The organism is Hymenobacter ginkgonis (assembly GCF_009755225.1).
In the GTDB taxonomy this organism is placed as follows: Bacteria; Bacteroidota; Bacteroidia; order Cytophagales; family Hymenobacteraceae; genus Hymenobacter; species Hymenobacter ginkgonis.
The window spans coordinates 40,399-54,003 of sequence record NZ_WQKZ01000008.1 but is presented as its reverse complement, the minus strand read 5'-3'; the positions used below and the strand labels follow the sequence as shown (position 1 = coordinate 54,003).

Here is a 13,605-nt window from a genome sequence, read left to right as displayed (position 1 = left end):
TTTTCTTGGATGACGGGGCCTAATGAGTAACTTAAGGACTTAGCTCTTCCCCCCCACCAGGTAGCTGAGCGACACCTGAAAGGCGCGGTTGTAATAGGAAGAGGGGGTATACGTGCCCCCGTTAAATACCTGGTAGGGCACGGCTAAATTGCGCAGCCCCAAGCTGTAGCTGGCCTGAAGCTGAAACCCTTTTAGGCGGTAGCCTACGCCGGCTTGCAGGCCCCCATCGAAGCGCCGCGAGTACCGGTTATCGGTCTCGGTTGCTAGGCTAGCCGGCTTAATCTTGCCCGTGGTTTCGCCGTCGAACCCCCTTAGCCGCTGGGCATAGTTGCCCCCTACGAGCAGGCTGGCGTACGGCCCCCCAAAGACCTGCAAACCCTGCCCATTGCGCCCTAAAGTGTAGGCCAGGTTCAGGGGCAGGGTGAGGTAGTTGAGGCGGATGTCTTCCTCAGTTGGGATGAGCATGTCGATGTTGAGGTAGTAGCTCGAGGTGCGGTAGCCCTTCTGGGAAAACAGCAGGCTGGGCTGCAAGGCAAAATGACCGAACTGCACCGTGCTTGTCAGCCCGGCCTCAACCCCCGAGCGATTCGAAGTCGCGGGTTGGTCTATCGTCGGAAAGCGGGCAGAGGAGACGTTAAGTCCCACGCGCGGGCCTATGCTGAAAGTGGTCTGGGCCTGGGCCGTGCCCGCCCAAAGCAGGCTACCAGCGAAAAAGAGAAAAAGGTGCTTCATGAGTAGCGGATGAGTAGGAATGAAGATATGAGTCGCGCCCAAAGGAAATGGTTGCTTTTGCTAGCACCGGAGCTTCGCTGCTAGCGCGCTGCGAGCTGGTAGGTCAGGGCCGCTTGCAGCGTCTGGCGGCGCAGGCTGCCTTGGTAGGGGTAAGCTCGGGTCGGGTCAGGGCCCGGGGTCAGCGATACCAGGCCCTGGTAGGCGCGCACGCTCACGCCGAGCCCGGCGGGTAGCTTCACGCCGAGGCCCACGCACGGCCCCACGTCGAAGCGGCGCAAATCGTCGGCAAGCGGACGGTCAACCGGGTTGGTGGTGAGGGGCCGGTCAAAGAAGGAGACGGTATACGTGCCCTTTTCCCGCCCGGCGAGCCGCAGGCCGGCCTGTGGCCCGGCTTCTACGTACACCGGCCCGAAGGAAGCCCGCAGCAAGACGGGCACATTGAGGTACGACATGCTCAGGCGGGTATCGGTCGTGCCGAAATACTCCAAGATGGCGAAGTTGTTGTCGCGCGCGGTCAGCTGCACCCGCTCGCGGCTGAATTGCACTTCGGGCACGAGCGAGAGTCGCTGGCTCAGGGGCACTTGGTAGAAGAGCCCGAGCTGATAGCCCAGCTTGGCTGAATTACTGGCCTCGAAATAGTAACTGGGCGTGCCCTCCGTCTTGGCGGTCAGGTGCGCGAGCGTGCCGCCCGCCCGTAAACCAGCCTGCGCGTGGGCAGTACCCGCCAGCAGCAGGCTGCCGGCTACAAGAGAGAGAAAGGGTTTCATCAGGAAAGAGAAGAAGGTGCCTGCCTGATGATTCATGAGTGGCAGAAAGGGTTGCAATTGCTCCCTTACTGGTGGGGCTTGCGGGTTGGCATAAAAAAAGCCCCGTGGTGGCGGGGCTTTTATTTGGAAGTATATAATACTATTTCTTGCGGTTGAAAAAATGATTGAACGCATAGATTGCGACACCTATACCAACTGCTTTTCCAATGGGGCTCGTTTTATTAAACCAATCAAGCCCTGCTTTAAGAGGGCCTTTCGGCAGGTCGTTTATAGCAGCATCAAGCGACGAAAGCTTCGGTGGGCTAATAGGTTTACGTGAAGTAAGTGGGTGTGCCATGTAATAGAAAAAGAGATTGAGTTCTATCTTAAATTAGATAGGATATAATAACTTTTGCAACACTCATGCCAATTCACATACCTGTTGGGAACTTTTTTATAAAACTTAATAACACCATTTGCACGGCTCCATCGACGCCTGGGCCTCGCGCAAGCTGATGGGCTCGATGCTAGCCCCGCAGCGCGCTAGACCGCGGCAGCCGGACGAAGCGTGGTACTTAACCGTATTGCCGCTGGCGCAGTAGTACACGGTGGGACCTGTGCTACGCTTCACCTTCACGACGACCTTCTTGACCGCCGGCTTGTGAGCAACCGGCGCGTGCGGCGCAACGGCGGTATAGGCGCGGGAAGCAGTAGTAGCTTCCGGCGTGGCGGCAGCCGCTACAGCATCCGCCTGCACCTGAGCGACGCTGTCGGCCACGGCGCGCACCTGGGCAAGTACGGCCCGGCGGGTGCTGTCGATAAGGGCCGCGCGGCGCAGAGCCAGGCGTTCAACGCTGTCGCGGCGGGTACGCTCGCGCTGCTGGCGCTGGTACGCCTGCTCACTGGCCAGCTTGGCGCGGGCGTAGCTGCGGCGGTTCTCCTCAGTGCGGTAAAAGGCCAGTTCGTCCGTGTAGGCGGCGACGCTCCAATTCGGACGGGTGGTAGTGAGCTGCGAGAAAGCGGCTGTGAAGGCGGCCTCCTGCTCAGTACTTAGTATGGGGCTAGCAGCGTCGGCTTGCAGCGCGACGTAGCGGCTGGCGAGCAATTGCTCCAAGGCGCTAATTTGGTCGCGGCCCTTGCTAGGCAGTTTGTAGAGGGGGCTACGCTTCTGCGGGAACGTGCGGCCCTGGTAAGTGGCCTGAGTCACGTATTCGTCGGGCTTCTGCGGGTGGCCTTTCAGGGCGTTGACGCCGGCCAGGGCCCCGGTCACGGCTAGGTACTCGTACTGGGCGAATGAGGGAAATGTGAGGGTGAGTAGGATTAGTAAGGGTAGGAGTTTTTTCATAGACAAATATAAAGAAAGCTCTGTGTAGCGGGGCTTTTTAGCACTATCGTGAATTAGTTCGGGAACATTTGCAGCTTGAGCTTATAATGATGACTATCATTGCTTCATATATCCCATCCGCATCCAGTTATGGCCGAATTTAACCGCCTTTCTCACGCTAACCGCGTAATTCATTTCTACGACATCAACTTTGGATTCAATGATGACTCATTGCCTCATGGTCATTTTGTAGAATTGTTCAGGCAGATTATAGCAATGTCGGAAAAGCGCGATGAGTCGCGCTATTTTCGAAGCGGAGACAAACGACTGTTTATCCAGGGCATTAAGTTTGTGCCTGATATAGAACAAGTTCATGGTAAACTTCGAGCTGTTAGACTTGATGTTTCACCTGAGATTCTCAACATGAAAACTGACACAGCTCGTGATATTGACATGGCTGAGGAAGAAGGCATTGTTGAAACTACTCATTTTGTCATTTCTTATAAAAATAAAAAGAAACGCTTAGCTGTTGAATACAACGCAGCTGGTGCTAAAACCCATGAACTCGGGCGTTACCTTGAGCACATTGGCGTGAAAGCTGGGCTACAGTCCGTAGTTATCACCCCGGTTCTAGCTGGTGATTCACTTTCTGATTTTTTAAATCGGGTTGGCAAATTATCCGAGCTGGAAATAAGCGCTCCTAAGGATAGCATTGCTGAAGTAAAGAAGTATAATCCAGGGCTAGCCTCTGCAATGGAGGCATCAAAGGACTTTTTTAAGTGCGACACGCTGATACTAAAGCCTCAGTTTGATATAAAAAACAAAGCTGAAACTGGAGTAGCTAAGGAATTTGTCAGCACGATTATTAAGGCTTGGAAGCAAAATCCTCTGCGTCGGGGCAACTTTGAATCTTTTAAGGTAAAGGGGCAGGACAGCGAGAAAAATGGAACCTTAGAACTATTTGATTTACTGAAGGATGACGAAAAAAGCAAAATAAAGGTTGAGAAAAGGCTAAAAACTCGAATCTTAAATTCGGATGATATGTTTACTAAAATAGTTAGCATAATGACTAAAAAGCGAATCATATGAACCGGATTCTTGACTACTATTTGGAGTACCCAAAGTTCTGGGACTGCGTAGTTATTGTACTGGTAGCTGTGCTTTTGCATTGGAAGGCTAGCTTGCTTCCTTTAGCCGTATCTGATTTGTCTTCCTTACAGAACGGTCTGATAGGAACAGCTGTGTCACTGGCTGGCTTCATAATCGCTGCCTTGACAATCATCGTAACGTTCAGAGCAAATATTGCAGTGAAGAAAATGGATGATTCTGCAAATGGGATGGAATTACTATTCAATAGCCGCAATTACAGCAAAGTAGTAAGCGTCTTTAAGGGCGCTATTATCGAGCTTGTAATTGGCTTTGTAGTTGTCTACCTGTCAATCCTTGCGGAGGCTGCATTGACTGTGCGACACAGCATATTAATAGCCATTGCGCTTTTAATAGGCATTACTCTTTCAACTCTTCGCTGTTTGTTTGTCCTATATGGTGTTCTAGGTGTTGAAGGCTCTTCACCTGACTAGCCAGTATCAATAAGCAACAAAAAAGCCCCGCATCAACGGGGCTTTTTTGTTGCTTATATACCAAATAATCCTCGAATAGCTGGGCGCACTGGCAATGTCTGTTCAATAGGCAAGCATAATGACGCAAACCTAAAACGAGGTTGGTAACCAGACCTGATTATCTGTTGAAAAAGCTTCTCACTTTTATTATCAGAAGACAAGTAGTATGTTATATCATTTTTTTCGTCTGCTTGTGCAAATAGTTTTGTATCGTTTTTTACAAGAGCACGCTGATTAGGTTCACTAGGACGGTTTTGCAATGCTACAGCTGTAAATGCTCCGGCGCGTTCAGCATGACTTACAGCGAAAGGAAGTATCTGCAAATTTTGCAGTGGCAGTTGGTGCATTTGTCCCTTAACACACCACTCGGCAATAGCAATTGTAGATAAATACATTGTCCAGTCACTGTCCATGAAGCATTTCATATACTCATGTGCATGATGATGCCACTCCTTATTAGGATCTAACAAGTGCATGAAAAAACTAGTATCCAGTAAGACGGCGCCGGCTCTATTCAACATAACCACGCAATTGATGCAACCACTCTTCTGGATTTTCCACTGAGCCTAGCCAATTTTTTGTTGTTCGTTCACTCAATTTATCTAGATACTGCCTATCATAATTCGAGCGATTGTAGGGCTTAATTTCTACTACTCTTAGGCTGTCATAATCAATATCGCCTGTTACTGCGTCTTCCAGGCCAATAGCTCTGACACTACATGATTTATAAACCATGTTTTGCTCTATTGAACTCAAATACTCCCTGGTTGAAGCTAAAGTAAGCTTTCCTCTATCCAGCGTTAGCAAATGGATATTTGACCGTGAAGAGCCTCCCCAGTCTTCAATCTGCCCATAGAAATAAAACTCAGTTTCATACCAGCGGCGCGAGACTACTGCTTCGAAGGCAGTCTTTTTATCTAGGTGTAGAGAGACAGATTCTTTGGAAGGTCCCAGTTTATATATCCAACTGTGCTTTTTGGCCGATTCTTGCAAAGCAAGTATGGCCTTAGCACGCACTGGCTCCATGCCAACAAGCGAACCAGATTCTTGGGCTTTCTGAAGTTGAGCGTTCGCAAGGGTAGCAACAGCTGCTATCGTTGTAAATACGTGCCGAACCGAACCTTCCTCTAATGCATAAGTAACAGACGGCCGACTTCGCTTTTCACCACCAAATAGTATATCTAGACCAAGTTGCAACGCTTCCATTACTTCGCGCACATCATAATTGCGCGGGCTAAGCGGCTCAGCGTCCACTTTGCCTTCAATAGTAATGTATAAGCTGCCCTGATTTTCCACTGAATTTTGCCTCTGCGAATAAGCCGTTTCAAGCTAATTATTCGAAACCTACGCAATTTTCTATTATTCAACCGGAAGTAGCCACAAATTAGGCCAAAGGGATACATGGTCTAACACTACCTTATATGGCTCACGCACCTTTATGGCAGCAAGCGCACCGGCACGACACCATAAAACTCCCGCACTTCCCAAATAGAGTGAATGTCCTTCCGGGCCACGGTAAATTCACCACCCATTCCACCTGTGGCATGCAAAGTCAAGCCATCCGTATTATTGAGGTCATTTTTGAGAACGGCTTTCACCGTTACCTCTTCGGCGTAGGCTACCACACAAATAGTATTGTGTAGGTATTCCCATCGGCTTTCAGGTATGGGCCAAGCAATTACCTGCTGTCCATCACGCAGGCTAGGGTCCATGCTGTCGCCCTCGATGTCGAATACCAGCGCATCCTTATAATCCTCTTCGGTGCGGCCGGGCGGCAGGCGAAACAGCACCGTGTCGAAGATGTCACTGTCCTTATAGCGCTGCATTTGCATATAGCCAAAGCTAGCGCGGGCTTTGAAACTGACACGTCGTAACGTGATAACGGGAATATCGGAGAGAAGCCCAACCGCTTGCACGTTTGTCTGACCGGGAGGATAGTTCTGTAGACTAGCGCTGGAATGTATGTCAGAATTTTTTGACACATCAGCGGATTTTGCTTGACTAATGTCATTCTCGCCTGTCAGCAAATAGTCAACACTTACCCCGAAGTACTGAGCAAGCTTGAGGAGTTTATCAGGCACGGGGAAGCTTTTGCCCTTTTCGTAGCCATTTACTGCACTGCGAGATACACCTATTAGCTCGCCTATAGCTTGCTGGCTAACATGCTTGCCTTCTCGGAGCGTTGCTAGTATATCACCAAAATCTTGCTTACCAGGCATTTAAAAATACTTGTAAAATATTTTCCTACACAATGCAAATTATTACTTGACATGTCAAGTATTTATCACATACCTTTGTCATCAACAACATCAACACCACCAAAGTACGACAATGAAAAACAACCAAGCGCCGCCGAAGATGCGGCAACTGATGCCCGAGGGCTTCCTGGGTACGCTAGCCGACCGCACCGGCTGCACATCCATCCCTGACCTCTCCCAAATCGTGCTCCGCGAGCGCGTCAAGAGCAAGTACTGGCCCGCTGTGCTGGCCCTGGCCGAGGCCACTAACCCCCAAGGCTACGCCGCCTGGGCCCAGGCCAACCCCGACAAGCTGCCCGCCGTGGCCCAGGCCGCCTAAGGCCCTACCCTTTTCACACCTTCTTCTTTCACCCCTAGCTCTTTCCCCATTTGCACGATGGATAAGCCCCTGCTGCCCCCGCTTGCCTCCGCCCTCAAGGGCGAGAAACCCCTCTCCCTGACCGACGGCTTCCGCGAGGGCGATTTGCTCCACTTAAAGGCCGAGGTCGCCGGCCGCCCCAAAGGCACGGTGCTGCCGGTGCTGGGCTACTGCCTCTGCTTCGACGCCCAGGGCCAGCCCTACGCTCTACGGGCCTACGTGCCGATTTGCCCGGCCTACGCCACGACCTACGCCGGCCGGGAGGCGGCCCGCTTTCCGGAGCCCGGCCAGCGCGAGCGCTGGCTCGGCGGGGTGCAGATGCGCTTTACCGAAATCGACCTCACCGACCACGCCCACGAGCTGGCCGTGGAGCGCCGCCGCGAAGCCCTGGTGGTGCAGATGTACCCCGACCGCCAGCAGGACCGCCTGGCGGCCTAGAAATGAAAAATCCCCCGGCCGTTGCACCGGCCGAGGGATTCTAGGTAGCCGAGTCCCGAACAGTACTCAACTCTTTTCTAGTCCAAAGATACGACTCCGCTTTTACCTGCCATGTCCAGCAAGCCCACTCTTTCCCTGACCCTGGCTACCGACCAGGTGCTGCACGTGCACATGTCGGACCCGGCCGAGCGGCTGACCTACGAAAACCTGGCCAAGCACCAGCTCGACGTGGACGCCGAAAAGGCCGAGTTGCGGCGCACCTACCACCTGGGCAAGGAAGCGACCCCCGGCCGCGGCTACGACGACCGCCTGACGGTTCGCCTAGGGTTGTCGCGCTCCACGCTTATGCTCCAACTAGAGCTCTGGCGCACGGGCGGCGGCAAGACGGGCGGCCTGCGCCACGCCTGGGCTGGCAAGTACGTGGTCGAGGAAGCCGCTTGCCGTGAATGGCTCCGCGGCGCTGCTTAAATCTTCTTTCTCAACTCTTTTCAACAGCTACTTCTCATGGATACGCTTCTGTCCCCTACCCCCACTTTCACGCCTGACCCCTACTTACCCTGGCTGCGCACCGACCCGGCCATGCAGTCCCCCGAGGCGTTCCACGCCGTAGAAACTCTCACGCTGGGCGCGCAGACGTGGGAGCCGATGGGCCGCCACTTTCCCGGTGGCACCACCCTGGCGCTGGTACGCATCACCAGCCCCGAGCAGCTGACCGAGGGCGTCTACTGGCACCAGCATACTTACTACGAGCCTAGTCGGAAGCAGGAATACACCCGCTACGCCTTCGCGCGCTTTGCGGGCCTGACATCTACCTGCGATGAGCGGGCCCGCGCCCGCCGCCTCAAGAGAGGCCAGGTGCATTTTGAGCTGGCTGCGGACGTACTGCCCGACAACCTGCGGCGCGACTACCTGCTGCGGGAGGATGGCACCCAAACGTGCTACATGGATTTTAACAGCTTTCAGCACAAGCTGTGGCGCGTTACGCACTACGTGAACCTGCCCGCTACCCTGCTGGCTACGCTCGCCCCCCAGACTGCTCTACTGGCGGGCACTACGGCGGAACAACAACGCTGGCTGGCGGAAGAAAAAACCATCCTGACGCACGATGCCGCCGAATACACCGGCCGCGTACTGGGTGGCTTTCCGGAGCCCGATTGCCGGGCGGTGCTCTACCGCGAGCAAATGGACGACTTTAACTGCCTTGCCAACAGCCTGACGCACCTCACGCCGAGCCAAGCCAAGAAGCGCAAATCGGGGGCGGTGGCTATTACCTGGCGCTGCAGTACTCCCTTTGGCACGACTGGGACGCTCACGCAGTATTTCAAGCGGGAAGAAGCCGACCTGCTGCTAGGCTGGCTACAAAGCACCACCGACTACTGGCGGGCCGAGGCGCGGCTGCGGCAGCATCGCCTAGCCGTGGCGTCGGCAGCCGAAGCTATCCGCGCCACCCGTGCCACCTACTCCCCGGAGGGCATGCCCGTGACCGTGGCCGAGCAGCCCCAGGAACTGGCCCAGGCCGCCTAGTCCGCCTACTCTCATGAACTATATCGAGCTCATCAATCAGTTCTGGCAATGTGACATCGAGCATTCCTTCAACGGCAGCGAAACGCGACTATACTTCTACCTGCTGCATACGTGCAATTCGCTCCGTTGGAAGAATCCTTTTACGCATTCCGATGCCCATCTGGCCGCCGTGTCGGGGATGAGCGTCAACACACTGAAGACTGCGCGCAACCGGCTCAAGCAAGCCGGCCTGATAGAGTTCACGCCGGGTAGCCAAGGCCGGGGCCAAAGCCACAAAGCCCTCTACAAACTGTCAATTTTTGATACTATACCCGATACTTTATCGGCGAACTCCCTGACAGTTTTCCCGCGAACTTCTGACAGCATCTATAAACATAAACTAAACGAAGAAGGAAAGTCGGCTAGCGCCTCCGCCCTCCCCTCCCCCGTTTTGACTGCTGACCTACCGGCTGCCAACCAAGCGGCAACCCCCAAGCCAGCTGCCCGCCCTAAAAAACCCAAGGCCCCGGCCAATGCCAACGCCGAGCAGGTGGCGGCCCTGCCCCTGCCCCACCCCGGCGCCGAGTTCGCCGAGCTGTGGGCCACCTTCCGGGCCGGCCCCAAGCAAAAGGCCAAAGCAGTGTCCGCCTTCGAGCTGATGCTGAAAAAGCTGGCCAAGTACCCCGAGGGCTTCGCCGTGGCCATGCTGGAAATGGCCATCCAGGGCGACTGGTCGGGCGTCGAGAACGGCGGCACCGCCAAAGCTTTCACCGAGTGGCAGGCCGCCCAGGCGAGCCGCCCGGCCCCCGCCCGGCCCAGTAACCGCTCGCCCGCCTTCCTGGAAGCCGACCCGGCCCTCAACCACGACTTCCTGGCCGAACAAGCCGCTCGCGAGCAGCACGAGCTGGACCGCCAGCAAGCCGAGTGGCGCGGCGCCCACGCCGTGGCCGCTTGATTCCAACCATTTTACGCGCTACCCCACCATGTTTTTCGAGTACGACCCCACCGCCACCCTCGAAGGCCGCGAGCGCCTCACCGACCGGGCCCAGGCCCTGCGCCAAGCCCTGCTGCCGCTGCGCGAATACATCCGCCTGCGCAGCGCCAAACTCGACATCACCTCGCCCTACGCCGCGGCGACCGTCCAGCACATGCAGGAGCTGGAAGCTGCCTTCCGGGCCGTGGCCGACTACCACGGCGCCGTAGAGGAGCTCGTAGCCCTGCACTTGCCCCGCCAAAAGCAAGCCGAAGCTCAAGAACTGCTGGCCGAGCGCGAGGCCGACCCGGTGTACCGCCTGGGCTACGTGCGGGGCTACCGCCGGGGCCTGACCGTCGGCCAGGAGGCCCACGAGCGGGTGCTCGGCCTCTACGCCCAGCACGGCCTGCTGCCCTCCCCCGCCAGCAGCTCGCCCCTGGTAACCCGCGTGCAGCGCTACCTGGCCGAGCTCGGCCGGCGCTACCCCGCGGTTGCTCCTGCCCCGACCCCCACCGTTTCGCAGCAGGCGGCCTGAGCATGGGCTTGTTCGACGACTTCGCCAATCCGAGCCTCGGGGCCGGGCTGGTGGCCAACCCCACCCGCCCCGACCCGGCCGGGGCCCTGCGCCCGCTCAGCGACGCCACCTGGGGCCGCATGCAGCACGACTACCACAACGGCCGCGTCAAGGGCGAGACCACCCACATCGGGGCGCTCGACGAGCACTTCAAGTGGATGAGTGGCTACTGCAACGTGTGGACCGGCTGGCCGGGGGACGGTAAGACGGAATGGATTTACCAGTTGCTGCTGCTGCGCGCCGTGTTCAAGCGCAAGAAGTCGGCCATCTTCTCGCCCGAGAACATGCCCGAGGAGCAGATTTACGACCAGCTCATCCACGCCCTGACCGGCCAGAACCCCGACCGCAGCTGGGCGACCCACCTGGCCTTCCCGCGCTACCAGCTGGCCAAGGAGTTTATCCGCGAGCACTTCGTGGTGGTGTACCCCGGCAAGGGCATGGGCCGCACCCCGCAGCACCTGCTGGGCTACTTCGAGGCGGCCATCGCCCGGCACGGCGTCAGCCACTGCCTGCTCGACCCCTGGAACAAGGTGGACCACTCGGCCATGAACGCCCTGGGCGGCTACGAGCCCTACCTGACCAACGTGCTGGGCCAGCTCACCGACTGGACCGTGGACACTAAGCAGAGCTTAACCATCACGGCTCACCCTAAGCGGCTCGATGGCCTGAAGTTCGGCCAGGCCCGGCCCATCCCCGACGGCACCAGCATCTCAGGCGGCCAGACCTGGGAGAACATGGCCCACGTCATCGGCACGGTGTACCGGCCCTTCAAGCACTACCCCCGCACCGACCCCCTGTTTCGGGCGGTGGCCATCTACCTACACAAAATCAAGAGCCACAAGCTGGTGGGCTTCCCCGGCAGCCTGGGCGAAGGCAGCGAGCGCCCGCAGGTGAGCATCGAGTTTAACTGGCAGCAGGCCCGCTACCTCATCAACGGCGTCAGCCCACTGGATTGCCGCGCCGCCGAGGCCTTCTACCTGCCGGCCGCCGAGCTCAACGCCCACCACGCCGTGCCGGCCGCGGTCCCGGCCCTGCGCACGACCACGCTCAACGAATTCGACAACTGGCACCCCAACGGCAAACCCATCACGCTCGCCACCGCATGAAACGCTACCCCAAAGGCCCCCGTGCCGCAACTCCTTACATCCAAGAGGGTCCCCTGGCCGGCGTGCTGGTCGATGGGCGGGTCCTCGGCCACCGCATGGTGCGCGCCTACAACCGTCACGAGCGCTGGCAGTACCACCTGGCCCGGCGCCGGCTCGCCGTGCCGCGCCCGCCCACGGCCGCCCAGAAAACGGTAGCCCGCCTGCGCCACTACGCCGCCGAACTGGCCACCCTGCTGGCGCCCTTCCGCGCCACCCGACCCAACGGGCACGAGGAGCTGCGGGGGCTCTTGCAGGACGCCGACACCCGCCCCGCCATCGTGACGCAGGTTACCCACCTGCGCAGTTGCATCGCCCAGCTTCGGCCCGTCTACCTCGCCCATAAGCAGGAAGTAGATGCGTGGCGTGTGGAGTGGGACGGGGCCAACGCCGAGCGCCGGCGTGAACTCCTCCAGGTGCACTTGGCCCAGGTTACTCAGGGCGTACTGAACGGGCTGGTGCTACTCAGCGAAGAAGCGCAGGCCGACGCTGCCCGCATCGAGTGCTTCCTGCCCGAGGCCTTCGTGGCCACGGCCGGCCAGTGGTGGTACAGCGCCCCGCTCAACTACTGGCAGACCCCCGCCAAGCCCCCCGTCCCCACCCCTTATTCCTAAAAGGTGCCCAGTAGGCACCATTTACCTCCTACTTCTTATGCGCTACGACTTGCTCAAACGACTTGACGCCACCGACCCGCTGGCGCAACTCTTCAATAGCTACCTCCAGGGCCTGTCCACGCTGGCTATCATGGCCGAGCCCAGCTACAACACGATGGCTGAGGTTAGCACGCTCTACAGCGGCAGCGGCCCGGCCAAGCACCGCAACCACCTACGCCACAGCGCCCGTCGCTACTACGAGCTGACCGTGCTGCGCAACTCCCTGCACGACATTCACCGCCACGTCGTGGAAGCCATTGCCCTACTGGAAGGCTTCTTTGCCGCCTACGATGGCGACCTTTTGCGCTACGCCATCGAGCGCCGGTTCAAAAGCATCGACGAGTATGGCAGCGACGACGAGTCGGACTGGTACCGCAATCCCGAAGTAGCCGACGCCACCGCCACCGACGCCTGGCAAGTAGTCTACAAAGACGACGAAGAAAGCCTGGCCTACTACACCCTGCACGCCGATTTGGCCTACCACTTCGGCAGCGACAACCGTGGCGAGCACATCGGCACCAGTGGGCCCGAGGCCTTCTATCCTTACACGGCGCTGGTACAGCAGCAAAGCGCCTTTTCCTTTCGCAAAATGCTGGAGGGAGTAACGGGCAAAGAGGTCACCATTACCCGCCTGGCCGAGGATGGCAGCCAAATTCCCCTGTCGCTAGCCGACCACATCGAGGACGAGATGAACGAGGATATCCGCAGCAACCACCTGGTGCTGCGCTTCGACACGGTGCTAGCCATGTGCGCGGAGCTGGGCCGGCGGTTCCCTACTTATCCTGCCGACCAAGTCAGCACTTACCAGCTGCTGCTGACGTGCCTACAGGATGTGCGCGAGGTGCGCATAGCTGGGCAGCCACCTTTCTGATGAGCCCCTACGATGACCCCCATGTGTCGGCGGGCGAAATCGCCGACTACCTCGACCAACTGCGACTGGCTACTCCTTCAGCTCAACCGGTCGACGTGGCTACTCCAACCCATGGCTAGACACCGCAGCGTCCTACGCGCCGAAGCTTTAGTAAGCCCCGCCACCTGTTGCAATCACTTGCTAGTATTTCGCCAGGACTTATTTGTAGTTGCCTCTTTTAATAAGTCCATTACCTCATCAATAGACAGCCGACCACAGACATACTCTTCCAATAAGCTCAGTTCCAAAAGGCTTGCCTCTAAACCAGCGCTTTTTAGCCAATCTAGCGCCACTTCTACCAATTTCCGTCTTCTTTGCACCTCTTCCATTCTGCAATTTCAAAATCGAATAGATAGCAAAAAAGAGGGTAAATTA

18 protein-coding genes are annotated in these 13,605 nt (G+C 57.2%); 11 read left to right on the top strand and 7 right to left on the bottom strand.

The window, feature by feature from the left end; translation table 11 throughout:
* Window positions 1–39: 39 nt before the first annotated feature.
* From GO988_RS21700 to GO988_RS21685, 4 genes are all read right to left on the bottom strand, one after another.
* On the bottom strand, window positions 40–732 hold the full coding sequence (locus tag GO988_RS21700) for a porin family protein (protein WP_157569600.1): 693 nt from the start codon (window positions 730–732) through the stop codon (window positions 40–42).
* An 80-nt stretch (window positions 733–812) separates the two neighbouring features.
* A complete protein-coding gene (locus GO988_RS21695; RefSeq protein WP_198172990.1) occupies window positions 813–1,499 on the bottom strand; it encodes a porin family protein in 687 nt (228 codons plus the stop codon).
* 139 nt (window positions 1,500–1,638) lie between these two features.
* Entirely contained in the window at window positions 1,639–1,836 is a 198-nt protein-coding gene (locus tag GO988_RS21690) for a hypothetical protein (RefSeq protein WP_157569597.1), read from the bottom strand.
* A 105-nt stretch (window positions 1,837–1,941) separates the two neighbouring features.
* Window positions 1,942–2,823: a hypothetical protein gene (locus GO988_RS21685; protein ID WP_157569595.1), complete on the bottom strand. Its 882-nt coding sequence runs from the start codon at window positions 2,821–2,823 to the stop codon at window positions 1,942–1,944.
* 129 nt (window positions 2,824–2,952) lie between these two features.
* On the opposite strand from GO988_RS21685, the gene GO988_RS21680 reads away from it, so the two are divergent.
* On the top strand, window positions 2,953–3,891 hold the full coding sequence (locus GO988_RS21680; protein WP_157569593.1) for a hypothetical protein: 939 nt from the start codon (window positions 2,953–2,955) through the stop codon (window positions 3,889–3,891).
* Window positions 3,888–4,382, top strand: coding sequence for a hypothetical protein (locus tag GO988_RS21675; RefSeq protein ID WP_157569590.1), 495 nt, complete (start codon window positions 3,888–3,890; stop codon window positions 4,380–4,382). Before GO988_RS21680 ends, GO988_RS21675 begins: the two co-directional genes overlap by 4 nt.
* A 53-nt stretch (window positions 4,383–4,435) precedes the next feature.
* On the opposite strand, the gene GO988_RS21670 is transcribed toward GO988_RS21675, so the two are convergent.
* The 3 genes from GO988_RS21670 to GO988_RS21660 all read right to left on the bottom strand — a co-directional run bounded on the left by GO988_RS21670 (window position 4,436) and on the right by GO988_RS21660 (window position 6,640).
* Window positions 4,436–4,897, bottom strand: coding sequence for a hypothetical protein (locus tag GO988_RS21670; RefSeq protein ID WP_157569587.1), 462 nt, complete (start codon window positions 4,895–4,897; stop codon window positions 4,436–4,438).
* Window positions 4,898–4,931: 34 nt separating this feature from the next.
* A complete protein-coding gene (locus tag GO988_RS21665) occupies window positions 4,932–5,717 on the bottom strand; it encodes a hypothetical protein (protein WP_157569585.1) in 786 nt (261 codons plus the stop codon).
* Between the two features lie 140 nt (window positions 5,718–5,857).
* Entirely contained in the window at window positions 5,858–6,640 is a 783-nt protein-coding gene (locus tag GO988_RS21660; protein WP_157569583.1) for an XRE family transcriptional regulator, read from the bottom strand.
* 112 nt (window positions 6,641–6,752) lie between these two features.
* Here GO988_RS21660 and GO988_RS21655 point away from each other — a divergent pair, with 112 nt between their 5' ends.
* The 9 genes from GO988_RS21655 (at window position 6,753) to GO988_RS21615 (ending at window position 13,191) form a co-directional block, all read left to right on the top strand.
* A complete protein-coding gene (locus GO988_RS21655; RefSeq protein ID WP_157569581.1) occupies window positions 6,753–6,998 on the top strand; it encodes a hypothetical protein in 246 nt (81 codons plus the stop codon).
* Window positions 6,999–7,055: 57 nt separating this feature from the next.
* Entirely contained in the window at window positions 7,056–7,475 is a 420-nt protein-coding gene (locus GO988_RS21650; protein WP_157569580.1) for a hypothetical protein, read from the top strand.
* Window positions 7,476–7,586: 111 nt separating this feature from the next.
* Entirely contained in the window at window positions 7,587–7,943 is a 357-nt protein-coding gene (locus tag GO988_RS21645) for a hypothetical protein (protein ID WP_157569578.1), read from the top strand.
* Between the two features lie 36 nt (window positions 7,944–7,979).
* Window positions 7,980–8,999 (top strand): hypothetical protein, encoded by a 1,020-nt coding sequence (locus tag GO988_RS21640; protein WP_157569577.1) that lies wholly within the window; start codon window positions 7,980–7,982, stop codon window positions 8,997–8,999.
* Window positions 9,000–9,012: 13 nt separating this feature from the next.
* Entirely contained in the window at window positions 9,013–9,933 is a 921-nt protein-coding gene (locus tag GO988_RS21635; RefSeq protein WP_157569574.1) for a hypothetical protein, read from the top strand.
* 28 nt (window positions 9,934–9,961) lie between these two features.
* Window positions 9,962–10,486 (top strand): hypothetical protein, encoded by a 525-nt coding sequence (locus GO988_RS21630; protein WP_157569572.1) that lies wholly within the window; start codon window positions 9,962–9,964, stop codon window positions 10,484–10,486.
* A gap of 2 nt (window positions 10,487–10,488) precedes the next feature.
* A complete protein-coding gene (locus tag GO988_RS21625; protein ID WP_157569570.1) occupies window positions 10,489–11,631 on the top strand; it encodes a hypothetical protein in 1,143 nt (380 codons plus the stop codon).
* The gene (locus tag GO988_RS21620) at window positions 11,628–12,281 is read left to right on the top strand and encodes a hypothetical protein (RefSeq protein WP_157569568.1); all 654 of its coding nucleotides are present in this window, start codon (window positions 11,628–11,630) and stop codon (window positions 12,279–12,281) included. Before GO988_RS21625 ends, GO988_RS21620 begins: the two co-directional genes overlap by 4 nt.
* Window positions 12,282–12,318: 37 nt before the next feature.
* Window positions 12,319–13,191: a hypothetical protein gene (locus GO988_RS21615; RefSeq protein WP_157569566.1), complete on the top strand. Its 873-nt coding sequence runs from the start codon at window positions 12,319–12,321 to the stop codon at window positions 13,189–13,191.
* The last annotated feature ends 414 nt before the right edge of the window (window positions 13,192–13,605 follow it).

What these genes read in the sequence shown, in the direction of transcription:
- GO988_RS21625 (WP_157569570.1), top strand. Translation starts at nt 10,489, where the DNA reads ATGGGCTTGTTCGACGACTTCGCCAATCCGAGCCTCGGGGCCGGGCTG.
- GO988_RS21640 (WP_157569577.1), top strand. Translation starts at nt 7,980, where the DNA reads ATGGATACGCTTCTGTCCCCTACCCCCACTTTCACGCCTGACCCCTAC.
- GO988_RS21635 (WP_157569574.1), top strand. Translation starts at nt 9,013, where the DNA reads ATGAACTATATCGAGCTCATCAATCAGTTCTGGCAATGTGACATCGAG.
- GO988_RS21630 (WP_157569572.1), top strand. Translation starts at nt 9,962, where the DNA reads ATGTTTTTCGAGTACGACCCCACCGCCACCCTCGAAGGCCGCGAGCGC.
- GO988_RS21700 (WP_157569600.1), bottom strand. Translation starts at nt 732, where the DNA reads ATGAAGCACCTTTTTCTCTTTTTCGCTGGTAGCCTGCTTTGGGCGGGC.
- GO988_RS21685 (WP_157569595.1), bottom strand. Translation starts at nt 2,823, where the DNA reads ATGAAAAAACTCCTACCCTTACTAATCCTACTCACCCTCACATTTCCC.
- GO988_RS21675 (WP_157569590.1), top strand. Translation starts at nt 3,888, where the DNA reads ATGAACCGGATTCTTGACTACTATTTGGAGTACCCAAAGTTCTGGGAC.
- GO988_RS21655 (WP_157569581.1), top strand. Translation starts at nt 6,753, where the DNA reads ATGAAAAACAACCAAGCGCCGCCGAAGATGCGGCAACTGATGCCCGAG.
- GO988_RS21670 (WP_157569587.1), bottom strand. Translation starts at nt 4,897, where the DNA reads ATGCACTTGTTAGATCCTAATAAGGAGTGGCATCATCATGCACATGAG.
- GO988_RS21680 (WP_157569593.1), top strand. Translation starts at nt 2,953, where the DNA reads ATGGCCGAATTTAACCGCCTTTCTCACGCTAACCGCGTAATTCATTTC.
- GO988_RS21615 (WP_157569566.1), top strand. Translation starts at nt 12,319, where the DNA reads ATGCGCTACGACTTGCTCAAACGACTTGACGCCACCGACCCGCTGGCG.
- GO988_RS21650 (WP_157569580.1), top strand. Translation starts at nt 7,056, where the DNA reads ATGGATAAGCCCCTGCTGCCCCCGCTTGCCTCCGCCCTCAAGGGCGAG.
- GO988_RS21695 (WP_198172990.1), bottom strand. Translation starts at nt 1,499, where the DNA reads ATGAAACCCTTTCTCTCTCTTGTAGCCGGCAGCCTGCTGCTGGCGGGT.
- GO988_RS21660 (WP_157569583.1), bottom strand. Translation starts at nt 6,640, where the DNA reads ATGCCTGGTAAGCAAGATTTTGGTGATATACTAGCAACGCTCCGAGAA.
- GO988_RS21645 (WP_157569578.1), top strand. Translation starts at nt 7,587, where the DNA reads ATGTCCAGCAAGCCCACTCTTTCCCTGACCCTGGCTACCGACCAGGTG.
- GO988_RS21690 (WP_157569597.1), bottom strand. Translation starts at nt 1,836, where the DNA reads ATGGCACACCCACTTACTTCACGTAAACCTATTAGCCCACCGAAGCTT.
- GO988_RS21620 (WP_157569568.1), top strand. Translation starts at nt 11,628, where the DNA reads ATGAAACGCTACCCCAAAGGCCCCCGTGCCGCAACTCCTTACATCCAA.